Genomic DNA, 20,495 nt, shown 5'->3' with positions numbered 1-20,495 from the left:
CCCGAATGGGAGAAAGACCCTCATGACCCTGTCCCGCAGAGACCTCGGCTTCGGCCTCGCCGCCATCGCCGGCCTCACCGCCCTGCCCGCCGCCGCCCAGTCGACCCTGTCGGCCGAGGACCGCGCCACCCTGGCCCAGGCCCAGACCTATCTGCAGGCCCTCACCTCCGCCCAGGGCAGTTTCGTCGAGACCGGGGCGGGCGGTCAGCGTCGTCAGGGCCGCTTCTATCTGCAGCGCCCCGGCAAGATGCGGTTCGAATACACCGACCCCGCCGGCCTGCTGGTCGTGTCCGACGGCGACAACGTCAAACGCTACGACCCGCGGTTGAACGTCTTCCGTCAGGTGCCGCTGGGAGCCACACCCCTGTCGACCTTCCTGGCCCGCAACGTCCGGCTGGACCAGGGCGTGCGCATCGACCGCGTCACCCGCATGCAGTCCGGAGCGTTCGCCATCACGGCCCGCGACCAGCGCCGTCCCAACGAGGGCTCGGTCATCCTGGCCTTCGCCGGCAACCCGATGCGGCTGCAGGAGTGGACCATCACCGATGCGCAGGGGGCGCGCACCCGCACCCAGCTGACCACCTTGACGCCCGCGCCCAGCTTGGCCGCCAGCCTGTTCCGCCTGACCGATCCGACGCGTCGCCCGGGCCGAAACTGACGCTTTTACGACTCGTTCACCGTGTTCTGATAAACACACACAAGACGTCTCAATCTGTGTTTGACGGTTTATTCCGCCTGTGGCAGATTAAGCACAGGACGGTCAATCCGTCCTTTAGCCTCGGATCTCATCCCCTCCCGACGGCTGCGAAATAGACGAAACCTGACCCCCGGTGCCCCCGCCGGGGGTCGATTTTCATTCTGGGCCCTTCGGCTTGAGCCGGGCGACGGCGGTCCGTAAGACCCGGCCATGATTCGTCTCGCCACCTGGAACATCAACTCCGTCCGCCTGCGCATCGATCAGGTCGCGCGTTTCGTCGCCGAGAGCGGGACCGACGTCCTGTGCCTGCAGGAGATCAAATGCCTGGCGGATCAGTTCCCCAGGAACGCCTTCGCCGAGATGGGCCTGCCGCACCTGAAGATCGCGGGCCAGAAGGGCTGGCACGGCGTCGCCATCGCCAGCCGCCTGCCCCTGGAGCCCAGCGACACCTTCCAGGCCTGCAAGCTTGGCCATGCCCGCTGCGTCTCGGCGCGGATCGCCGGGATCGACATCCAGAATTTCTACATCCCCGCCGGCGGCGACGTGCCCGACCGCGACCTCAATCCGAAGTTCGACCACAAGATGGACTTCTACGAACAGCTGACCGCCGCCGTCGCCGCCCAGGACCGGTCGCGACCCCTGCTGATGTGCGGGGACTTCAACATCGCGCCCTCCGAATTCGATGTCTGGAACCACCGCCACATGTCGAAGATCGTCAGCCACACACCGATCGAGGTCGAGACCCTGACCCGGCTGAAGGCCGCCGGGGCCTTCGCCGACGTCGTCCGCGACGCCTTCCCCGAGCCGCAGAAACTGGCCAGCTGGTGGAGCTACCGCGCCCAGGACTTCCGCAAGTCCAACCGCGGCCTGCGCCTCGACCACATCTGGACCTCGCCCGGGCTGACGCCCGCCGTCGTGCTCGGCAGCGCCACCATCCACGAACCGGTCCGTGCCTGGACCCAGCCCAGCGACCACTGCCCGATCACGGTCGACCTGGACGTCTAGCCCGCCGACTTGCGTGCCACAGACGCGAGGCGCATCTTTCCCGGCATGCCTGCCCTGTCGCCCATCGAATCCGAGTTTGCCTCGACTGAAGAGGCTGCAGCCCATGACGCCTGGTTCCGCGCCAAGGTACAGGAGGCGCTTGATGATCCCAGCGAACCCATTCCGCACGACCAGGTGATGGCGGAGCTGCAGTCCATCATCGACGCCCACAAACCGAAGGCCTGATGTCACACGTCGCCTGGGATAAGCGGGCGCGATCAGACCTTTCTACCGCGATCACCTATATCGCAGCCCGCAATCCCGACGCGGCCCAATCTCTGAAGTCCATGATCGAGACCGCAACCGAACGCCTGTCCGCCTTTCCGTATCTGCACAGGGTCGGACGGACGCCGGGCACCCGGGAGATGGTCGTCCATCCGAACTACATCGTTATCTATCGTGTGGAGACGAACGTGATCCGAATTTTGCGCGTCCTGCACGCGAGACAACACTACCCTTAAGGCTGCAACCGGTACCCGCCCGCGTCGGTCAGCAGCAGCCGCGCCTGGCCGGGCTCGGGCTCGATCTTCTGGCGCAGCCGATAGATGTGGGTCTCCAGCGTGTGGGTCGTGACCCCGGCGTTGTAGCCCCAGACCTCGGTCAGCAGCTCCTCGCGCGACACGGCCTTGGCCCCCGAGCGATAGAGATATTTGAGGATGTTGGTCTCCTTCTCCGTCAGCCGGACCTTCCGCCCCTTGCCGTCCAGCAGCATCTTGCCCGCCGGGCGGAACTCGTAGGGGCCGATCTGGAAGACCGCGTCCTCGGACTGTTCGTGGCTGCGCAGATGGGCGCGGATCCGGGCCAGCAGCACGGCGAAGCGGAAGGGCTTGGTGACGTAGTCGTTGGCCCCGCTGTCGAGACCCAGCACGGTGTCGGCGTCGGAGTCCTGCGCCGTCAGCATGATCACCGGGGTGGAGACCCCGTCCTTGCGCAGCAGGCGGCAGGCCTCGCGGCCGTCCATGTCGGGCAGGTCGACGTCCAGCAGGATCAGGTCGGCGCGGATCTCGCGACCCAGCCGGACCCCTTCGGTGGCGGTCGCCGCCTGGACGGTCCTGAACTCCTCGTGCAGCGCCAGCTGTTCGGCCAGGGCCTCGCGCAGGTCGTCGTCGTCGTCGATGATCAGCAGGGTCTTGGGTGTGGGCATGGGTCTAGAATGGCGAGGCTTGGGGCAAACGCCAAGGCGGCGACGGAAATTGGTCCGGAATCAGAGACTAGAGGGCGCCGGGAGCGGGTTTCGTTCCCCGAACAGGGCCGATCCGATGCGCACGTGGGTGGCGCCCAGCCGGATCGCGGCCTCGAAATCCCCGCTCATCCCCATCGACAGCACCGACAGGCCGTTCCGTTCGGCGATCCGGGCCAGCAGGGCGAAATGCAGGATGGGCTCCTCGTCGGCCGGGGGAATGGCCATCAGCCCCTCGACCGTCAGCCCTTCGGCCCGAGCCCGGGCGATCAGGGCGTCGGCGTCGCGCGGCGCCACGCCCGCCTTCTGCGGCTCCTCCCCGGTATTGACCTGGACCAGCAGGCGCGGCGAGCGCCCGACCTTGGCGGCGGCCGCGGTCAGGGCTCCGACCAGCTTGTCGCGATCCAGGGTCTCGATGACGTCGAATAGGGCGACCGCGTCCTCGGCCTTGTTGGACTGCAGCGGTCCGATCAGCCGCAGTTCCAGATCGGGCAGGCCGGCGCGTCGCCCGCCCCATCGGCCCTGCGCCTCCTGCACCCGGTTCTCGCCGAACACCCGCAGCCCCGCCACCAATGCCGCATCGATCGCCTCGGGCGGCTGGGTCTTGGACACGGCGGTCAGGATCGCGGCGGCGGGGTCGCGGCCGGCGGCCTGGCTCGCCGCCGCCATCCGGGCGCGAATGTCCGTCAGCCGCGCGATGAAGGCCGGATCGCTGGACGTCGGACGGGAAGCGGGCAATGAGGCGGTCATGGACGAACCGGAGATCCAGAGGGAAGCGGCGGCCCGGCTGTGGGCCACGGCCCAGGCCTTAGCCCGCCGCGCGGACTCTGTCAGGGGGGGCGCGCCGTCGCGGGTCCCTCCCCTGTTGTTCTTCACCGACCCGGACCGTACGCCGCGACCGTGGGAGACCGCCGCGCGCATGCCGGCCGGTTCGGGCGTGGTCTATCGCGCCTTCGCGGCGGCCGACGCGCTGGAAACCGCCCGCCGCCTCCGCCTCGTCACAATCGCGCGCGGAATAACCCTGCTGATCGGCCGGGATCCGGCGCTGGCCGAGGCGGTCGGTGCGGACGGCCTGCACCTGCCTGAGCGGGCCCTGTCCGCCGCCTATGCCCTGTCCGGTCGCCACCCCGACTGGATCCTGACCGGGGCGGTCCATTCCGTCGCGGCGGCCCGGGGGACGATCGGCCTGGACGCCGTCGTGCTGTCTCCGATCTTTCCGGCCGGTGGAGCGTCCGCCGGCAAGGCCGCCCTGGGAGTCGACGCCGTCGACCAGGCCAGCCGTCAATGCCGCGTGATCGCCCTGGGCGGGATCACGCCTGACAATGCAGCCGATCTCGTTGGGAACGGCGCGTCCGGCCTTGCCGGCGTCGCCGCGATCCAGGACGCCTTCGCGGCCTAGAACCGGAACAGGGTCTCGAGGCGGACGCGCGGCTGGGACCGGCGATCGGTCTCCGGCGCCCGCGCCGGGTCCTGTTCGCGCGTCGCCAGGCCGGCGGCGGCCCCGACGCGCAGGCTGGGCGACAGGCGGTAATAGGCCCCGGCCTCCACGTCGCCCCACTGGGCCTCGCGGCCGACCGGCTGGTTCAGATTGAAGTCCAGACCCCAGCGACCGTTCGAATTCCAGCGCAGGCCGCGACGGGGCGCGGAGGCCGGCGTGCCCGCCTGGGCTGCGCTGGCTTCCGACAGGCTGACGGCCGGGACCCGCGACCGAGTCTGCGCCGACGCGTCGCCCGACACGCCGGCGAAAGCGAGCAGACCAGCCGTTCCGGCGATGACGACACCCAGCCGCATTTCCAACCCTTTGATCCGGCGTTGTCCGCGGACCGTGTTACTCGACCGGCGTTTCCGCCGCGAACCCGCGATTAGGCACCTTCGCCGGCCCCGGTCAACGAAACCCGGTCGACCCCACCCGGTTCCGGCGACTCTGCCGCCGGCTGTGGCACGAGCGTCACGCGAAAGACGCCGCCGGCATTCGTGCCCGGGGGGATTCGCAGGCCCGCTCCGCCGCACGCCGGTGCGCGAACGCCATTGCCTTGTCATCGCCCCTTTTCAGCGTGTTATAGGACTTCGCTTCGCCGCGTGTCCTGAAGGGCCCGTCGAAGCGCCCGCAGGCCCGAAGGCCGTGCGGTTCGATCCTGGGATGGAGACGGAAACGAATGGCGTTTGTTCGCGGCAAGACGGTCGTTGCGGCCACGGCCCTGGCGCTGGGTGGTCTGGTTCTCGCGGGCTGCGGCGGCCTGCCCTTCGTGGGCGATCGGCCCGCCCCCCGGGCCAACGCCCAGCTCGGCATCGGCGTCAACGCCTACCTGTGGCGCGCGACCCTCGATACGCTCAGCTTCATGCCGCTGCTGACCGCCGATCCCTGGGGCGGCGTCGTCAACTACGACTGGTACGTCAATCCCCAGACCCCGAACGAGCGGTTCAAGGCCACGGTCTTCATCCTCGACACTCGCCTGCGCGCCGACGCCCTGAACGTGACCGTGACGAAAGAGGTCCGCGACGCCGCCGGCGGCTGGACCTCTACTCCAGTCGCCGCACAGACCGAGGCCGATCTGGAAAACGCGATCCTGACCAAGGCGCGCCAGCTGAACCTGTCCAACGCCGGCTGACCTCGCGCGTCACCTTCGGCCTTGTGCCGAGGGCCCATGGACACCGGGGCACACCGGCAAGCATAGAGGTCCCTATTGATGGATCCTCGGCACAAGGCCGAGGATGACGCATGATGTTCAGGAATCCCGTGTCCGCCTCTCCGACCCGATACGACCCCAAGACCGCCGAACCCCGCCAGCAGGCCCGCTGGGCGGACGCGAACGCCTTCGTCACCCGCGACACGGGTCGACCCAAATACTATGTCCTTGAAATGTTTCCCTATCCGTCCGGAAACATCCATATGGGCCACGCCCGAAACTATGTGATGGGCGACGTCGTGGCGCGGCACAAGCGGGCCCAGGGGTTCGACGTCCTGCATCCGATGGGCTGGGACGCCTTCGGCATGCCGGCCGAGAACGCCGCCATGGAGCGCGGCATCCACCCCAAGGGCTGGACCTACGACAACATCGCCGCCATGCGCGCCCAACTGAAGCTGCTGGGCCTGTCGCTGGATTGGTCGCGTGAGTTCGCCACCTGCGACCCGGAATACTATGGCCAGCAGCAGGCCTGGTTCCTGGCGCTGTATCGGCGCGGCCTGGTCTATCGCAAGGACGGGGTCGTCAACTGGGATCCGGTCGACAACACCGTCTTGGCCAATGAACAGGTCATCGACGGCAAGGGCTGGCGTTCCGGCGCCCCGGTCGAGAAGCGCAAGCTGAACCAGTGGTTCCTGCGGATCACCGACTATGCCGACGATCTGATCGAAGGGCTCAAGACCCTGGACCGCTGGCCCGAGAAGGTCCGATTGATGCAGGAGAACTGGATCGGGCGGTCCAAGGGCGCGACCCTGTGGTGGGACATCGCCGAGGTTCCGGCCTTCCTGCCGACCGCCGCGGAAGGCGAGCCCAGCCATGCGCGCGATCCGATCGAGGTCTATACCACCCGGCCCGACACCCTGTTCGGGGCCAGCTTCCTGGCCCTGGCCCCCGACCATCCCCTGACCAAGGCCATCGCCGAACACCGGCCGGATGTCGCCGCCTTCGTCGAGGCCTGCGCCCGCACCGGGACCAGCGAGGCCGAGATCGAGAAGGCCGAGAAGCTGGGCGTCGACCTGGGCCTGCGGGTCCGCCACCCGTTCGACCCCGACCGGACCCTGCCGGTCTGGGTGGCCAATTTCGTGCTCTCGACCTATGGCTCCGGGGCCATCTTCGGCTGCCCTGCGCATGACCAGCGCGACCTCGACTTCGCCCGCAAATACGACCTGCCGGTCACGCCGGTGGTCCGCCCCGAGGGCCAGGACACGGTCGAGATCGGCACCGAGGCGTTCACCGGCACGGGCACGATCTTCAACTCCGGCTTCCTCGACGGCCTGGCCATCGAGCCTGCCAAGGCGGCCGCCATCGCCCGGCTGGAGGCGTCCGGCCATGGCCAGGGCGCGACCATCTATCGCCTGCGCGACTGGGGCGTCAGCCGCCAGCGCTACTGGGGCTGCCCCATCCCCATCGTCCACTGCGCCGCCTGCGGCGTGGTCGAGGTCCCCGCCGATCAGCTGCCGGTGGTCCTGCCCGACGACGTGACGTTCGACGTGCCCGGCAACCCACTGGATCGCCATCCGACCTGGAAGCACGTCCAATGCCCGTCCTGCGGGGCCGATGCGACGCGCGAGACCGACACGCTCGACACCTTCGTCGACTCCAGCTGGTATTTCGCCCGCTTCACCGACCCGACGGCCGCCCAGCCGATCAATCCCCAGGCGGCCGACCACTGGCTGGCCGTCGACCAGTATATCGGCGGGGTCGAGCACGCGGTCCTGCACCTGCTCTACGCCCGGTTCATCACCCGGGCGCTGTCGGACGCCGGCATGCTGTCGGTCAAGGAGCCGTTCGCCGGCCTGTTCACCCAGGGCATGGTGGTCCACGAGACCTACAAGTCCCAGAACGGCCACTGGCTGGCACCCGATGAGGTCGAGAAGCGCGACGGACAATGGGTCGACCGCGAGCTCGGCCAGCCCGTGATCGTCGGCGACATCGAGAAGATGTCCAAGTCCAAAAAGAACGTCGTCGCGCCTCAGGAAATCCTCGACAGCCACGGCGTCGACGCGGGCCGGCTGTTCGTCCTGTCCGACAGCCCGCCCGAGCGGGATGTGCAGTGGACCCCCGGCGGGGTGGAGGGGGCCAGCCGCTTCGTCCAGCGCGTCTGGACCCTGTTCGACGGGTTCGATGCAGACGCCGTCGGTGACGCGGCGGCCGACACCGCCCTGCTCAAGGAGGCCCACAAGACCATCAAGGCGGTGTCCGACGGCGTCGAAAGCTTCCGCTTCAACTCGGCCATCGCCAAACTGTACGCCTTCGTCGCCAGCCTGCGCGAACACGACACGGCGTCCGGCCCGGCCCGGCGCGAGGCCCTGTCGGCCCTGGCCCGTTTGATCGCGCCCTTCACGCCGCACCTGGCCGAGGAAGGCTGGGCGCGGCTGGGCGAGGCCGGCATGGTGCTGGACGCGCCCTGGCCGGTCTTCGACCCGGCCCTGGCGGCCGACGACGACGTGGTCCTGCCGATCCAGATCAACGGCAAGCGCCGGGGCGAGATCACCCTGCCACGGGGGACCGATGCCGCGGCGGTCGAGGCCGAGGCGCTCGCCAACCCTGCCGTTCAGGCCTATCTGGAGGCCCAGGGTCAATCCATCCGCAAGGTGATCGTCGTGCCCGACCGCATCGTCAACCTGGTCGCCGCATGAGCCGGGAACGCTCGACCTCGCTGACGGCCTCGGCTGTCCTGGCTCTTGTTTCCCTGCTCCTGGCGGGGTGCGGGTTCACGCCGCTGTATGGCGATACGGGCGCGTCCGGCGCGCTCTCGCGGATCGCGGTCAGGGCGCAGGATGATCGGCTGGGCTACCGCCTGCGTGAACAGCTGGAGGACGCCCTCGGCTGGGATCGGGGTGCCGCGCCGCTGTACCGGCTCGAGACCGTGGTCGAGCAGAGCCGCCGGCCCCTCGGTCGCCGCATCGACGACACCGCCGCCCGTTATGAGCTGACGGTCCGCGCCGCCTGGACCCTGACGCCCACAGCAGCAGGCACCCCCCTGACCGGCACCCAGGCCGTAACCACGACCTATGCCGCCGCCGACCAGCCGTATGCCGCCATCGCGGCCCAGCAGGACGGCGAGGACCGCGCGGCCACCGAGCTGGCCCGCATGATCCGCCTGGACCTGATGCGGGCCCTGTCCGTCCGGTGATCCGCCGATGATCCTGGCCAAACGCCCGGAGGTCGACCGTTTCCTGTCGCGTCCCGACGCCGGCATCCGCGCCGCCGTCATCCACGGCAAGGACCGGTCCGGCGTGGCCGAGCGGGCCGAGACCCTGTGCCGGGCCGTCACGCCCGACCTGAACGATCCGTTCAACGTCACGGTCCTGACCGACAGCGACATCGACGGCAACGAAGCCCGGCTGGAAGAGGCCCTCACCGCCCTGTCGATGATCGGCGGACGACGCCTGGTCCGCGTCCGCCTCGGCGGCGACAAGGCCTCGGTCGACAAGATGCTGGCCGCGGCGCTCAAGACTCACGGCGACGGCGGCTTCAATCCCGACGCCATGCTGGTGATCGAGGCGGGGGCCCTGGGCCGCGACTCGGCCCTGCGCAAGGCGGCCGAGGCCGGCAAGGGCTCGGTCGGCATCGCGGTCTACGAGGACGAGGCCGGCGACATCGCCCGGATGACGCGCGAGGCCCTGGCGGTGGACAAGGTCGGCCTGACCAGCGACGCCCTGGCCGCCTTCGTCGCCCGTCTGCCCCGCGAACGCGGGCTGATGCGCCAGGAGATCGAGCGGCTGGCGCTGTACGTTGGGCCCGGATCGGGTCGTACCATAGATGTCGAGGAGCTGGAGGCGCATCTGGGCGTCGAGGCGGACGCCTCCTTGGCCGATGCGGCGCTCCAGGCCTTCGGCGGACGTCCCGCCCCCGCCCAGTCCGGTCTGCGGCGCGCCTTGGCCGAGGGCGAGAGCGCGGTCATGGCGGTGCGATCGGCCTCCATCCACCTGGGCAAGCTGCGCCGGATCAATGTCCTGCAGGGCTCGGGTGCGGGGGCCAAGGAGGCCGCCAAGGCCGCCGGCGTGTTCTGGAAACAGGAGACCGAGATGCTGCGCCAGGCGCGCGCTTGGCGGCTGGAGGATCTGGACGTCGTCCAGGACAGCGTCAACACGGCCGATATCGCGACCAAGACCACCGGCATGCCCGAGCATCTGATCGCCGAGCGGCTGCTGCTGGAGATCGCGGCCCGGGCTCGCCGCCTGGGGCTCTAGGCCGCCGGCCTAGCCGCGCTTGGAAGCCTTGCGGAAGGCCGGTTTGGCCAGGGCCGCGCTCTTGGCGGCGACGGCGCGCTCGTCCGCCTTGCCATTGGCCATGCCGGCATGGGCGGAGGTCCCCGCCCCCGCCTTCTTGGCGGCGAGAACGCGTTTCAGAGCTTCGGAGGCGGTTTCGGGCGTATCGGTCATGCCGACAGCCTAGCACAAAAGACGGCTCAGGCCTTCATCAACCGGCGGCACAGGTCGTCGAGTTGCTCCAGGCTGGCATAGGTCAGGGTCAGCTCGCCCTTCCCGCCCCGGTCCGCCAGGGCGACCTTCAGCCCAAGCGCGTCGGCCAGATCCTGTTCCAGAGCCGCCGTGTCCGCCGACCCGCTGACACCGGATCCGCCCGCCCTGGCCTTGCCGGGCCGTGGGCCTTCGCCCGCCCGCCGCGCCAGGGCCTCGGCCTGGCGGACGTTCAGCCCCTCGCGCTCGACCTGGGCGGCCAGGGCCCCGGGATTGGGCGCGGTGATCAGGGCCCGAGCGTGGCCGGCGCTCAGCTTGCCGCGCCGCACGTAGTCCAGCACCTCCTCCGGCAGTTGCAGCAGCCGGAGCGTATTGGCCACATGGCTGCGGCTCTTGCCGACGATGCCGGCCACGGCGTCCTGCGTACGGCCGAACCGCTCCATCAGCAGCCGATAGGCATCGGCCTCTTCCAGGGGGTTGAGATCGGCGCGCTGGACGTTCTCGATAATGGCGACCTCGAACACCTCGACGTCGTCCATCTCGCGCACGACGATGGGCACCTCGGTCAGGCGCGCGGCCTGGGAGGCCCGCCAACGACGTTCCCCGGCGATGATCTGCCACATCCCGTCCTGGCCCGGCTGGGTCCGCACCAGGATCGGCTGCAGCACGCCCTTGTCGCGGATCGAGGCCGTCAGCTCGTCGAGATCCGCCTGGGTGAAGATCTTGCGGGGCTGATCGGGATTGGGTTTCAGGCTTTCGATCGGCGCCATCTGCACGCCGGTCGGCATGGGGCCGCCGGCGACCGGGGCCTCCGCGACCGGCTCGCCCAGCAGGGCCGACAAGCCACGGCCCAATCCTCTTTGACGTTCAGACACACGCTTGCTTTCGTTCAGGGGGCAGATAGGACCATCAGGCGGCCAACTGGGTACGGCGACGGCGCTCGCGGCCGACGACTTCCTTGGCCAGACGCAGATAGGCCTGGCTGCCGGTGCATTTCAGATCATAGATCAGAACGGGTTTGCCGAAGGACGGGGCCTCCGACACCCGGACGTTCCGCGGGATCACGGCCTCATAGACCTTGTCGCCGAAATGGCCCCGCACGTCGGCCGCAACCTGTCCCGACAGGGCATTGCGACGGTCGTACATGGTCAGGACCAGGCCCTGGATCTCAAGCGACGGGTTCAGGGATTGGCGCACCATCTCGATGGTCTTCATCAGCTGGGTCAGACCCTCCAGCGCGAAGAACTCACACTGCAACGGCACCAGGACCCCGTCCGCCGCCGCCATGGCGTTCAGGGTCAACAGGTTTAGCGACGGCGGGCAGTCGATCAGGACATAGTCATACCCGGCGCTACCATCCTCACCCTGTCGCGCGAGGGCGTCGCGCAGGCGATAGGAGCGGCGGTCCTGCTGGCTCAACTCGATTTCCACGCCGGACATGTCCGCATCGGCTGGGATGATGTCCAGTCCGGGCACCGCGGTAGGGACGGCGGCGTCATGGACCGAACGACCGTCGACGATCACGTCGTAGATGGTGATCCGTCGTGTTTCACGTGGAACACCCAATCCGGTCGAGGCATTGCCTTGCGGGTCCATGTCGACAATCAGCACCTTCTCCCCGATCGCCGCGAGGGCCGTCCCGAGATTGATCGCCGTCGTTGTCTTGCCGACCCCACCCTTCTGGTTGGATACGGCGAACACGCGGGCCTTCTTGTTTGGATTAGCCACGGCGTTTCACGCTCCGGACGGTCACGATACGTCCGCGCGGGTCGCTGCGCGAGACGGTCAGATCAGCCTCCACTTGCCAGACCTTGGCGGCCTCCTGCAACTCAAGCTCTGCCTTCTCTCCCTTGAGAAACAGACCTTGTGCACCGCGCGAGAGATAGGGCTGTGCATAACCCAGCAGTTTCTCCATCGGCGCCACGGCGCGGGCGGTCACGACGTCGACCTTCAGCGCCTGCTCCTCGGCCCGTCCCCAGACGACGGTCGCCGGAAGTTCGAGCGTATCGACCACGCTCTGCAGAAAGCGGCAGCGTTTCTGCAGCGAGTCGATCAGCCAGACATGCGACCCCGGCCGCCCCTTAGCCAGCACGGCCAGAACCAATCCAGGAAAACCCGCCCCGGCCCCGAGGTCGGCCCAGGTCCGACCGAAGCCTGCGAGATCAATCAGTTGGGCTGAGTCCCAGGCATGCCGGTTCCAGAAGTCGGGCAGGCTGTCTGGTCCGACCAGGTTCATCACCGCATTGGCCTCGGTCAACAGGAGGCGGAACCGCTCGAGGTCGGCCATCCGCTCCGGCCAGGCCCCGGTCAACCGTTGAAATTCGTCGGCCGTCATCAGGCGGCGACCGCCGTCCGTTTGACATGCGACAGCAGCGCCGTCAGCGCGCCGGGCGTTACGCCCTCTATGCGTCCCGCCTGACCAAGGGTCCGAGGCTGGACCAAGGACAGCTTCTCGCGCACCTCGTTGGACAGCCCCCCGATCGCGGCATAGTCCAGGTCACCCGGCAGACGCAGCGCCTCTTCGCGGCGCAGCGCCTCGGCGTCGGCCGTTTGACGATCCAGGTAGCCGGCATAGCCCGCGTCGATCTGGATCTGCTCACGGACTGCCGGTGACCACGTTTGGATCTCGGGGTGGAGGGTCTCGAAGGCCGTCAGGTCGACCCCGGGGTAGGCCAGCAGGTCCCTCAGGGTCCGTCGTTGTCCGTCGGCATTGACGGCGATCCCGATCGCCTGGGCCTCATTCGGGGTGAACCGCGTGTTCCGCACGAGGGCGGTGGCCGCCTGAAGAGCCGCAACCTTGGTCTCGAACGCCTTACGTCGGGCGGGCGCAACGATTCCGGCCGCGAGGCCGACGGGGGTCAATCGTTGATCGGCATTGTCGGCCCGCAGCGTCAATCTGTATTCGGCCCGGCTGGTGAACATCCGGTAGGGCTCGGTCACACCGCGCGTGACCAGGTCGTCGATCATCACGCCGATATAGGCCTGATCCCGGCCCAGCACGATCTCGGCGTCACCCGCCGCCGCTCGCGCCGCGTTGAGGCCGGCGATCAACCCTTGAGCGCCCGCCTCCTCATAGCCCGTCGTGCCGTTGATCTGTCCGGCCAGATACAGCCCCGGCCGGCGCTTGACCTTTAGCGCCGGGGTCAATTCGCGCGGGTCGACGTAGTCATACTCGATCGCATACCCGTACCGAAAGACCTCCACGCTCTCCAGACCCGGCATGGTGCGGAGGAAGGCGAGTTGGGTCTCGGGCGCGACCGAGGTCGAGATGCCGTTGGGGTAGACCGTCGGATCGTCCAATCCTTCGGGCTCGAGGAAGACCTGATGCGAACTCTTGTCGGCGAAGCGCACAACCTTGTCCTCGATCGAGGGACAGTAACGCGGCCCCCGGCCGGTCAGATGGCCGCCATAGACGGCGCTCTCCCCGAGGTTCGCGGCGATGATGGCGTGGGTCGCCTCGGTCGTGTGGGTGATCCCGCAGGCGATCTGCGGCACGTCGATCCGGTCGGTCAGGAAGCTGAAGGGGACCGGCTCATCGTCGGCCGCCTGCATGTCCAGCCGATCCCAGCCGATGGTGCGTCCGTCCAGCCGCGCGGGCGTCCCGGTCTTGAGCCGCCCCATCTGCAGACCGGCCCCATAAAGGTCCGCCGCCAGACCGGTCGAGGGGGCCTCGCCGTGCCGCCCCGCCGGCGTGCGCACATCGCCCTGATGGATCACGCCATTCAGGAATGTCCCGGTCGTCAGGACGACAGCGCCTGACCGCAGCGCCGTCCTCTCCCCCGTGACGACGCCCACGACCCGATCGCCGGCGAGGATCAGCGACTCCGCCGTGCCGGCAAGGAGCGTGAGGTTGGGCGTCTGGGCCAGTTCGGCCTGCATCGCCTCGCGGTACAGACGGCGATCGATCTGGCTGCGCGGCCCCCGGACCGCCGCGCCCTTGGACCGGTTCAAGAGGCGGAACTGGATGCCCGACACGTCGGCCAGCCGGCCCATCAGCCCGTCCAGCGCGTCGATCTCCCGAACCAGGTGACCCTTGCCGAGGCCCCCGATCGCGGGATTGCAGGACATCTCGCCGATCGTCTCGAGCTTCTGCGTCAGCAGCAGGGTTCGGGCGCCCACGCGCGCGGACGCTGCGGCCGCTTCGCACCCGGCATGGCCACCACCGATCACGATTACATCAAACGAGGACGAAGACTGCATGGCGCTCACCTAATCCGAATGCGGCCCAATTGCCATTCCCGAGGCCGTTTCACGTGAAACAGCGGCGCTTATTTGCCGATGCAGAAGGTCGCGAACACCTCACCCAGTACATCCTCGACGGCGACCGCGCCGGTCACTCGGGCCAAGGCGTCGGACGCGCGACGCAGATCCTCCCCGGCCAACTCGGGGCCATCGGCCAGCCGGGCACGACCCATCCGGACCGCCTCAAGCGCCTCTGACAGCCGTCGTCGATGCCGCTCTCGCGTCACTGCTGGAAAGTCTCCCCCAGACAGATCGCGTTGAAGCCGGACGGCCAGCCAGGCTTCCAGCTCCGCCAGCCCTTGCCCCGTGACGGCGCTGATCGAGAGGCCAGGGCGGCTCGCGACATCGGCGCCCAGGTCCGCCTTGGTCCAGACGGTCAGATCGTCCGGGCGGACAAAGGCTGCCGCATCGCCCGCGCCATCGCCGGGGGCCCGAACCCATAGACGCAGATCGGCACCCTCGGCGCGGCGGCGTGCCCGCCGAACGCCTTCGGCCTCGATCGGATCGTCGCTCTCGCGCAAGCCGGCGGTGTCGGACAGGGTCACGGCATAGCCGCCGATGATCAGTTCGGCGTCAAGCACATCGCGCGTGGTGCCCGCGATCGGCGTCACGATGGCCGCCTCCCGTGCAAGAAGCGCATTGAACAGCGCCGACTTGCCCGCATTGGTTTCGCCGATCAGAACGATCCGATAGCCTTCCCGAACCCGCCGCCCCCGGTCTGCGTCGGCCATGGCGGCGCTCAGCGTCTCGATCAGCCGATCCAGGACCGGACCCGCCGAAAGTGCCAGCTGATCCGGAATCTCCTCGTCGGGAAAGTCGATCTCCGCCTCCACCAGGGCCAGGGCCCGCAGAAGATCGCGGCGGAAGCCGGCATAGGTCTCGGACAAGGCCCCGCCGAGTTGGCCGAGCGCCTGGGTGGCCTGAGCCGTGGTCTCCGCATCGATCAGATCGGCGACCGCTTCCGCCTGGGCCAGATCCATTCGCTGGTTCTCGAACGCGCGTCGGGTGAACTCGCCGGGGTCGGCCGGGCGGAGCCCGAGGGCAATCAGAGCCGCGCTGGCCCGCTCGACCACCGCGCGCCCACCATGCAGATGGAGTTCGGCACAGTCCTCGCCGGTGTAGCTGTGCGGCTTCGGAAACCGCAGGACCAGCGCCTGGTCGATCGCGACGCCGTCGAGCGCCAGGGTCCGCAGCGCAGCCAATCGCGGCTTCAGTCCGTGTGCGCCCAAGGCGTCCAGCGCCCCGTCCGTCCCCGGCCCGGACAGCCGCAGGATGGCGATCGCCCCGCGCCCCGGCGGCGTGGCCAGGGCAAAGATGGTCTGCGTCATGCGCGTGGGTTCACTTGGGCGTGGTCACGGCCGCCTGCATGAGCTGGCGAAACTGCTCTTGGGCCTGGACGCCGAAACTGGCCCAGGATCGCATGAGTTCTTCCGGCTGCATGGCGGCCATATTGGCATCCATCCGCTTCTGCATCTCGGCCACCAGATGATCGTTCAGCGGCTGGACGTCCGGCAGGCCGAGGAAATGCCGGGCCTCGGCGGGCGTGCAGTCGATCTCGACGTTGACCTTCATGACGCATTGCTCCGTGTTTCACGTGAAACAGAGGCCGGCCCGGCCCCCGCGTCAGGTGTTCATCGACTGGAAGAAGTCGGCGTTGTTCTTGGACTGTCGCAGCTTGTCGAGCAGGAACTCGATCGCGTCCTGCGGGCCCATCGGGTTCAGGATCCGGCGCAGGACATAGGTCTTGGTCAGCTGGTCCTTCGGCGTGATCAGCTCCTCCTTGCGCGTGCCGGACTTCAGCACGTCGATGGCCGGGAAGATGCGCTTGTCGGCGACCTTGCGGTCCAGCACGATCTCGGAGTTGCCGGTGCCCTTGAACTCTTCGAAGATCACCTCGTCCATCCGCGATCCGGTGTCGATCAGGGCGGTGGCGATGATGGTCAGGCTGCCGCCCTCCTCCACATTGCGCGCGGCCCCGAAGAAGCGTTTCGGCCGCTGCAGGGCATTGGCGTCGACACCCCCGGTCAGGACCTTGCCCGACGACGGCACCGTCGCGTTGTAGGCCCGGCCGAGGCGGGTGACCGAGTCCAGCAGGATGACAACATCCTTCTTGTGCTCGACCAGGCGCTTGGCCTTCTCGATCACCATCTCGGCCACGGCGACGTGTCGGGTGGCGGGTTCGTCGAAGGTGGAGGCCACGACCTCGCCCTTCACCGTGCGCTGCATGTCGGTGACTTCCTCGGGCCGTTCGTCGATCAGAAGGACGATCAGCGACACCTCGGGGTGGTTGGCCTCGATCGACTTGGCGATGTTCTGCAGCATCACCGTCTTGCCGACGCGCGGCGGGGCGACAATCAGGCAGCGCTGGCCCTTGCCGAGCGGGGCGACGATGTCGATGACCCGGCCGGACCGGTCCCTCAGGGTCGGGTCCTGGATTTCCATGATCAGCCGCTCGTTGGGATACAGCGGCGTCAGGTTGTCGAAATTGACCTTGGTGCGGACCGTCTCAGGGTCCTCGTAATTGATCGTGTCGACCTTGAGCAGGGCGAAATAACGCTCGCCCTCGCGCGGCCCGCGCACGGCGCCGTGGACGGTGTCGCCCGAGCGCAGGCCGAAGCGGCGGATCTGCGAGGGGGACACATAGATATCGTCCGGACCCGGAAGATAGTTGGCGTCCGGCGAGCGCAGGAAACCGAAGCCGTCCGGCAGCATCTCCAGCGTGCCGGAGGCGATGATCTCGACCTCCTCATCCGCCAGGGTCTTCAGGATAGCGAACAGCAGGTCCTGTTTGCGCAGGTTGGAGGCGTTCTCGATCTCCAGCTGTTCGGCGAAGGCGACCAGCTCGACCGGGGTCTTGTCGTTCAGCTCCTGCAGGGTGATCCGGCCGGACGGGACGACGGACTCGCCTTCGTCCTCGACGTCGTCCCCGATGTCGGCGGCCACGTCGGCGTCGCTGGCACCGTCAGCCTGGGACGTATCCTCGACCGCAGCCTCGGCGTCCGGGCCTTCGACCAGGTCGGTCTCGGTGATGTCGTCGGGGGTGTCGGTGACGTCGGTCATGTCGGATCTCAGGCTCACGCCATCGCGAGCAGGCATCCAGGGACGCCGCCACGATCGGTCAGGAAGTTTGGCCTCTCGGCCGTTGGGAGGGCGTCGGGTCCGAGGGCGGCACAGGTCCCGGAGGATCCGCCAGCGATCGGTCGGCGCGAAGAGAAGGGCAGCGCCGCGAACGACACCTCACCGCCAGCGGAACCACGAACCGAGGGTCCGGGTCAAGCTTGGCCGATCAGAACGTCCATTCCGTCGTGACCGACAGCACCATGACGATCGCGAGGACGAACGGCACCTCATTGGTCATGCGCCAGAATTTCGAGGTCCGCACCGACGCTCCGGCCAGGACCTTCTTGCGTTCGATCGTCAGATAGACGTGCCAGGCCAGCAGCAGGACGACGCCGATCAGCTTGGCGACCATCCAGGGCTCGGCCAGAAAGGCGGCCCCACGCATCTGGACGTCCAGATGGATCAGCCACAGGCCGAAGATCAGCGACAGCCCCATGGCCGGCTGCAGGATGATCCGCATCAGCCGGGCCTGCCACAGGCGCAGCAGAGTCCGCATCTCGGTCTTCAGCGGTTCCGGCTTGTCCGCCTGTTCGGCGTCATAGGCATAGAGCCGCGGCAGGAACAGCAGCCCCGCCATCCAGGCGATCACCGCCAGGATGTGCAGCCCGCGCGCCAGATCATAGAGGTTCATGCGGCCTGCTTCGCGTTCTGACAGGGGCAGGCCTTCCAGCGGCCCTGGCATCCCGGCCCGGCGGGGGCGATCCCCGTTCGCTCCAGGCTGTCGGCTACCGCCTCTGCGAGGCCGCCGATGAACAGGGGGCTGATGCCCACGGCCGGCACGCGGATATAGGGATGGACCCCCGCCTCATGCGCCAGCTCGCCGTATTCGATGTCCAGCTCGACCAGGGTCTCGATATGTTCGGAGACGAAGGCGATCGGGGTGACGACCAGGCCGATGCCCTCTTCACCGGCGGCGCGGATGGCGTCGGGCGTCGACGGCCCCAGCCATTTCAGCGGCCCGACCCGGCTCTGATAACACAGCAGCCAGTCGGTCAGACCGGCCGCCGCGGCCACGCCGGCCACGGTCGCCTCGACCTGTTCCTGATAGGGATCGCCGTCCTTGTGGACCAGTTTCTCGGGAATGCCGTGAGCCGAGAACAGGACCCGGACCTTGCGCCCGGGATGCTCGCGCTCCGCCTCGGCCAGTTGTTGCCTAATGCCTTCGGCCTGGGCGGCGATCCAGCCCTCGGCGCGGGGATAGCAGCAGATCGTGCGGGTGCGGCCCGAGCCGGAATAGGCGGCATTCCAGGCCTTCAGCGAGGATTGGGTCGTGGTGGTCGAGAACTGGGGATAGAGGGGCAGCAGCACGATCTCGTCCGGCCCCCAGGCCGCCACGTCCACGGCGGCCTCCTCCGTCAGGGGATGCCAGTAGCGCATGGCCATGAAGCTCTTGACCTCGTCGCTCGGCAGGCGTGCCGACAGGGCGGCGTCCAGAGCGTCCATCTGGGCCTGGGTCTCGCCCTTCAGGGGCGATCCGCCATTGGAATCCATCATCGCATAATTGGCCTGGGCGCTGGCCTCACGGCGCGACGAGATCAATTTGGCCAGAGGCGTACGGAACAGGCCCGGCAGGCCGATGATGGCCGGGTCGTTGAACAGGTTGAACAGAAACGGTTTCACGGAGGCCGCATCGTCCGGCCCCCCGAGGTTGAAGAGGACGATGGCGATCCGGCGACCGGCGGACCTTCCGGGCATGGAGTTCACTGCGCGCCGATCCGCTTCAGAACCTGCTCGACGTGAGCGATCGGCACGTCCGGCAGGATGCCGTGGCCCAGGTTGAAGATCCATGGGCCGGAACCCCAGGCCTCGACAAGCTGATCGACCCTGCGGTCCAGCGCCGCACCGCCGACCCGCAGCAGCAGGGGATCCAGCGCGCCCTGGATCGGCTTGATCGTCTGGACCAGCCTGCCGCGCTCGAGCGAACAGGCCGTGTCCAGCGCGACGCCCTGGACGTCGACCTCGCGCGCATAGCGGTCGGCATGCAGCGCCGAGCCGCGCGGAAAGCCGATCAGGGGCACGGTCACCCCCAGCTCGCGGACCCGGCGGACCAGCGCCTGGTGCGGTTTTAGGACCAGCCGTTCGAACAGGTCGTCGGGGAGGCCCTCGGCCCAGCTCTCGAAGATCTTCAGCGCATCGGCCCCGGCGTCGGCCTGCATCTTCAGATAGCGGGCGGTGGCCTCGACCAGCACCTCCAGCAGGGCATCGACCTTCTCGGGCTCGGCATAGGCGTAGGACCGTGCGGTGGCGCGTTCGCCCTTGCCGATCGTGTTGTGGTGACCGTCCAGCATGTAGGTGGCCACGGTCCAGGGCGCGCCGGCGAACCCGATCAGGGCGCGTTCCGGCTCCAGCTGGCCGCGCACCAGGCTCAGGGTCTGGCCGATCTGATGCAGATGCTGGCCGGCGCCGTCGGCGAGTTCGCGCATCCGGTCCACCGACGGCAGCAGGCCCAGCTTCGGCCCCTCGCCGGTCTCGAACCAGACGTCCTGACCCAGGGCCTGGGGGATCAGCAGGATGTCGGCGAAGACGATGGCCGCATCGAAGCCGAACCGCCGCATCGGCTGCAACGTCGCCTCGGCCGCCATTTCCGGGTTCAGGCAGAAGGCGATGAAGTCCGGAGCCTGGGCCCGGAGCGCCCGGTATTCCGGCAGATACCGTCCGGCCTGGCGCATGAACCAGACGGGCGGACGATCCAGGGTCTCGCCCTGAAGGACACGGATCAGCGAAGGCGTGAGGGTCATGACCTTGGCTTTACGGGGGGACAGGCCGGGCCTCAAGTCCGCTTGCTCCTCCTTATCCTGATTAGAATCATAAGAAGAAATGGAGGTAGGCAGTGGGGCGGGGGAGGACGGGGACAGTTCGGGGTCCGTAGCCCCGTCCGGCCGGGTTCTCCCCTTCGTTTCGACCCCAGGGAGCATCATCGTAAACGGCCGGTGGATAACGGGGACAGATCTTAACAAGACCTTAAAATTGGGCCTCGTAACGGATCGGCGGCCGAGACCCCGTGTGAGTCGTTTACCCTTTGTTAAGGATCTCCCCAACCCAACCCGGATCCGGTCTCGCGTTGGGGGACACCCGCAGCCGAAGTCGGCCGGCCATCCCCCATT

23 protein-coding genes are annotated in these 20,495 nt (G+C 68.3%); 9 read left to right on the top strand and 14 right to left on the bottom strand.

Annotated elements, in window-relative coordinates; genetic code table 11:
• The first annotated feature begins 22 nt into the window (after positions 1-22).
• From BZG35_RS01540 to BZG35_RS01525, 4 genes are all read left to right on the top strand, one after another.
• A complete protein-coding gene (locus tag BZG35_RS01540) occupies positions 23-658 on the top strand; it encodes an outer membrane lipoprotein carrier protein LolA (protein WP_077357724.1) in 636 nt (211 codons plus the stop codon).
• 249 nt (positions 659-907) lie between these two features.
• Positions 908-1,702 (top strand): exodeoxyribonuclease III, encoded by a 795-nt coding sequence (locus BZG35_RS01535; protein ID WP_077354034.1) that lies wholly within the window; start codon positions 908-910, stop codon positions 1,700-1,702.
• Between the two features lie 45 nt (positions 1,703-1,747).
• On the top strand, positions 1,748-1,927 hold the full coding sequence (locus BZG35_RS01530) for a stability determinant (protein WP_077354033.1): 180 nt from the start codon (positions 1,748-1,750) through the stop codon (positions 1,925-1,927).
• Entirely contained in the window at positions 1,927-2,202 is a 276-nt protein-coding gene (locus BZG35_RS01525; RefSeq protein ID WP_077354032.1) for a type II toxin-antitoxin system mRNA interferase toxin, RelE/StbE family, read from the top strand. Before BZG35_RS01530 ends, BZG35_RS01525 begins: the two co-directional genes overlap by 1 nt.
• Here the strand turns inward: BZG35_RS01525 and BZG35_RS01520 are convergent.
• Together BZG35_RS01520 and BZG35_RS01515 are read right to left on the bottom strand one after the other, a co-directional pair.
• The gene (locus BZG35_RS01520; protein WP_077354031.1) at positions 2,199-2,885 is read right to left on the bottom strand and encodes a response regulator transcription factor; all 687 of its coding nucleotides are present in this window, start codon (positions 2,883-2,885) and stop codon (positions 2,199-2,201) included. The genes BZG35_RS01525 and BZG35_RS01520 overlap by 4 nt on opposite strands.
• Before the next feature lie 60 nt (positions 2,886-2,945).
• A complete protein-coding gene (locus tag BZG35_RS01515) occupies positions 2,946-3,659 on the bottom strand; it encodes a YggS family pyridoxal phosphate-dependent enzyme (protein ID WP_256364133.1) in 714 nt (237 codons plus the stop codon).
• Positions 3,660-3,669: 10 nt separating this feature from the next.
• Here BZG35_RS01515 and BZG35_RS01510 point away from each other — a divergent pair, with 10 nt between their 5' ends.
• Positions 3,670-4,320 carry a thiamine phosphate synthase gene (locus BZG35_RS01510; RefSeq protein WP_077357723.1) on the top strand — a complete coding sequence of 217 codons (651 nt, stop codon included), beginning with the start codon at positions 3,670-3,672 and terminating at the stop codon, positions 4,318-4,320.
• On the opposite strand, the gene BZG35_RS01505 is transcribed toward BZG35_RS01510, so the two are convergent.
• A complete protein-coding gene (locus BZG35_RS01505; protein ID WP_077354029.1) occupies positions 4,317-4,712 on the bottom strand; it encodes an NtrZ family periplasmic regulatory protein in 396 nt (131 codons plus the stop codon). The genes BZG35_RS01510 and BZG35_RS01505 overlap by 4 nt on opposite strands.
• Before the next feature lie 365 nt (positions 4,713-5,077).
• Here BZG35_RS01505 and BZG35_RS01500 point away from each other — a divergent pair, with 365 nt between their 5' ends.
• The 4 genes from BZG35_RS01500 to holA all read left to right on the top strand — a co-directional run bounded on the left by BZG35_RS01500 (position 5,078) and on the right by holA (position 9,801).
• The gene (locus tag BZG35_RS01500; protein ID WP_077354028.1) at positions 5,078-5,530 is read left to right on the top strand and encodes a DUF3576 domain-containing protein; all 453 of its coding nucleotides are present in this window, start codon (positions 5,078-5,080) and stop codon (positions 5,528-5,530) included.
• A gap of 113 nt (positions 5,531-5,643) precedes the next feature.
• Positions 5,644-8,244, top strand: a complete 2,601-nt coding sequence (leuS, locus tag BZG35_RS01495; protein ID WP_077357721.1) for a leucine--tRNA ligase — start codon at positions 5,644-5,646, stop codon at positions 8,242-8,244.
• On the top strand, positions 8,241-8,741 hold the full coding sequence (gene lptE, locus BZG35_RS01490; RefSeq protein ID WP_077354027.1) for an LPS assembly lipoprotein LptE: 501 nt from the start codon (positions 8,241-8,243) through the stop codon (positions 8,739-8,741). Before leuS ends, lptE begins: the two co-directional genes overlap by 4 nt.
• A gap of 7 nt (positions 8,742-8,748) precedes the next feature.
• Positions 8,749-9,801 carry a DNA polymerase III subunit delta gene (gene holA / locus BZG35_RS01485; RefSeq protein ID WP_077354026.1) on the top strand — a complete coding sequence of 351 codons (1,053 nt, stop codon included), beginning with the start codon at positions 8,749-8,751 and terminating at the stop codon, positions 9,799-9,801.
• Between the two features lie 9 nt (positions 9,802-9,810).
• On the opposite strand, the gene BZG35_RS01480 is transcribed toward holA, so the two are convergent.
• From BZG35_RS01480 to hemE, 11 genes are all read right to left on the bottom strand, one after another.
• Positions 9,811-9,993, bottom strand: coding sequence for a hypothetical protein (locus tag BZG35_RS01480; RefSeq protein ID WP_077354025.1), 183 nt, complete (start codon positions 9,991-9,993; stop codon positions 9,811-9,813).
• A 26-nt stretch (positions 9,994-10,019) separates the two neighbouring features.
• Complete coding sequence (locus BZG35_RS01475) at positions 10,020-10,904, bottom strand: ParB/RepB/Spo0J family partition protein (protein ID WP_077354024.1); 885 nt, start codon at positions 10,902-10,904, stop codon at positions 10,020-10,022.
• A 34-nt stretch (positions 10,905-10,938) separates the two neighbouring features.
• Complete coding sequence (locus tag BZG35_RS01470; RefSeq protein ID WP_077354023.1) at positions 10,939-11,757, bottom strand: ParA family protein; 819 nt, start codon at positions 11,755-11,757, stop codon at positions 10,939-10,941.
• Positions 11,750-12,364 carry a 16S rRNA (guanine(527)-N(7))-methyltransferase RsmG gene (gene rsmG / locus BZG35_RS01465; protein WP_077354022.1) on the bottom strand — a complete coding sequence of 205 codons (615 nt, stop codon included), beginning with the start codon at positions 12,362-12,364 and terminating at the stop codon, positions 11,750-11,752. The genes BZG35_RS01470 and rsmG overlap by 8 nt, the downstream gene beginning before the upstream one ends.
• Positions 12,364-14,229 (bottom strand): tRNA uridine-5-carboxymethylaminomethyl(34) synthesis enzyme MnmG, encoded by a 1,866-nt coding sequence (mnmG, locus tag BZG35_RS01460; RefSeq protein WP_077354021.1) that lies wholly within the window; start codon positions 14,227-14,229, stop codon positions 12,364-12,366. Before mnmG ends, rsmG begins: the two co-directional genes overlap by 1 nt.
• A gap of 68 nt (positions 14,230-14,297) precedes the next feature.
• The gene (mnmE, locus tag BZG35_RS01455; protein ID WP_077354020.1) at positions 14,298-15,599 is read right to left on the bottom strand and encodes a tRNA uridine-5-carboxymethylaminomethyl(34) synthesis GTPase MnmE; all 1,302 of its coding nucleotides are present in this window, start codon (positions 15,597-15,599) and stop codon (positions 14,298-14,300) included.
• A gap of 10 nt (positions 15,600-15,609) precedes the next feature.
• A complete protein-coding gene (locus BZG35_RS01450) occupies positions 15,610-15,843 on the bottom strand; it encodes a DUF6489 family protein (RefSeq protein ID WP_077354019.1) in 234 nt (77 codons plus the stop codon).
• A gap of 51 nt (positions 15,844-15,894) precedes the next feature.
• A complete protein-coding gene (gene rho, locus BZG35_RS01445; RefSeq protein WP_077354018.1) occupies positions 15,895-17,331 on the bottom strand; it encodes a transcription termination factor Rho in 1,437 nt (478 codons plus the stop codon).
• Positions 17,332-17,557: 226 nt separating this feature from the next.
• Positions 17,558-18,022, bottom strand: a complete 465-nt coding sequence (locus BZG35_RS01440) for a CopD family protein (protein ID WP_077354017.1) — start codon at positions 18,020-18,022, stop codon at positions 17,558-17,560.
• Entirely contained in the window at positions 18,019-19,086 is a 1,068-nt protein-coding gene (gene hemH / locus BZG35_RS01435; protein ID WP_077357719.1) for a ferrochelatase, read from the bottom strand. Before hemH ends, BZG35_RS01440 begins: the two co-directional genes overlap by 4 nt.
• 5 nt (positions 19,087-19,091) lie before the next feature.
• Positions 19,092-20,129 (bottom strand): uroporphyrinogen decarboxylase, encoded by a 1,038-nt coding sequence (gene hemE, locus BZG35_RS01430; RefSeq protein WP_077354016.1) that lies wholly within the window; start codon positions 20,127-20,129, stop codon positions 19,092-19,094.
• Positions 20,130-20,495: the final 366 nt, after the last annotated feature.

The organism is Brevundimonas sp. LM2 (assembly GCF_002002865.1).
Lineage (GTDB): Bacteria > Pseudomonadota > Alphaproteobacteria > Caulobacterales > Caulobacteraceae > Brevundimonas.
The sequence above is the reverse complement of the archived record's forward strand: the minus strand, read 5'-3'. Positions and strand labels throughout refer to the sequence as shown.

Excerpts from the sequence above, each read along its gene's own strand:
- BZG35_RS01540 (WP_077357724.1), top strand. The coding sequence starts at position 23 with ATGACCCTGTCCCGCAGAGACCTCGGCTTCGGCCTCGCCGCCATCGCC.
- BZG35_RS01535 (WP_077354034.1), top strand. The coding sequence starts at position 908 with ATGATTCGTCTCGCCACCTGGAACATCAACTCCGTCCGCCTGCGCATC.
- BZG35_RS01530 (WP_077354033.1), top strand. The coding sequence starts at position 1,748 with ATGCCTGCCCTGTCGCCCATCGAATCCGAGTTTGCCTCGACTGAAGAG.
- BZG35_RS01525 (WP_077354032.1), top strand. The coding sequence starts at position 1,927 with ATGTCACACGTCGCCTGGGATAAGCGGGCGCGATCAGACCTTTCTACC.
- BZG35_RS01520 (WP_077354031.1), bottom strand. The coding sequence starts at position 2,885 with ATGCCCACACCCAAGACCCTGCTGATCATCGACGACGACGACGACCTG.
- BZG35_RS01510 (WP_077357723.1), top strand. The coding sequence starts at position 3,670 with ATGGACGAACCGGAGATCCAGAGGGAAGCGGCGGCCCGGCTGTGGGCC.
- BZG35_RS01505 (WP_077354029.1), bottom strand. The coding sequence starts at position 4,712 with ATGCGGCTGGGTGTCGTCATCGCCGGAACGGCTGGTCTGCTCGCTTTC.
- BZG35_RS01500 (WP_077354028.1), top strand. The coding sequence starts at position 5,078 with ATGGCGTTTGTTCGCGGCAAGACGGTCGTTGCGGCCACGGCCCTGGCG.
- leuS (WP_077357721.1), top strand. The coding sequence starts at position 5,644 with ATGTTCAGGAATCCCGTGTCCGCCTCTCCGACCCGATACGACCCCAAG.
- lptE (WP_077354027.1), top strand. The coding sequence starts at position 8,241 with ATGAGCCGGGAACGCTCGACCTCGCTGACGGCCTCGGCTGTCCTGGCT.
- holA (WP_077354026.1), top strand. The coding sequence starts at position 8,749 with ATGATCCTGGCCAAACGCCCGGAGGTCGACCGTTTCCTGTCGCGTCCC.
- BZG35_RS01480 (WP_077354025.1), bottom strand. The coding sequence starts at position 9,993 with ATGACCGATACGCCCGAAACCGCCTCCGAAGCTCTGAAACGCGTTCTC.
- rsmG (WP_077354022.1), bottom strand. The coding sequence starts at position 12,364 with ATGACGGCCGACGAATTTCAACGGTTGACCGGGGCCTGGCCGGAGCGG.
- mnmG (WP_077354021.1), bottom strand. The coding sequence starts at position 14,229 with ATGCAGTCTTCGTCCTCGTTTGATGTAATCGTGATCGGTGGTGGCCAT.
- mnmE (WP_077354020.1), bottom strand. The coding sequence starts at position 15,599 with ATGACGCAGACCATCTTTGCCCTGGCCACGCCGCCGGGGCGCGGGGCG.
- BZG35_RS01450 (WP_077354019.1), bottom strand. The coding sequence starts at position 15,843 with ATGAAGGTCAACGTCGAGATCGACTGCACGCCCGCCGAGGCCCGGCAT.
- rho (WP_077354018.1), bottom strand. The coding sequence starts at position 17,331 with ATGACCGACGTCACCGACACCCCCGACGACATCACCGAGACCGACCTG.
- BZG35_RS01440 (WP_077354017.1), bottom strand. The coding sequence starts at position 18,022 with ATGAACCTCTATGATCTGGCGCGCGGGCTGCACATCCTGGCGGTGATC.
- hemH (WP_077357719.1), bottom strand. The coding sequence starts at position 19,086 with ATGCCCGGAAGGTCCGCCGGTCGCCGGATCGCCATCGTCCTCTTCAAC.
- hemE (WP_077354016.1), bottom strand. The coding sequence starts at position 20,129 with ATGACCCTCACGCCTTCGCTGATCCGTGTCCTTCAGGGCGAGACCCTG.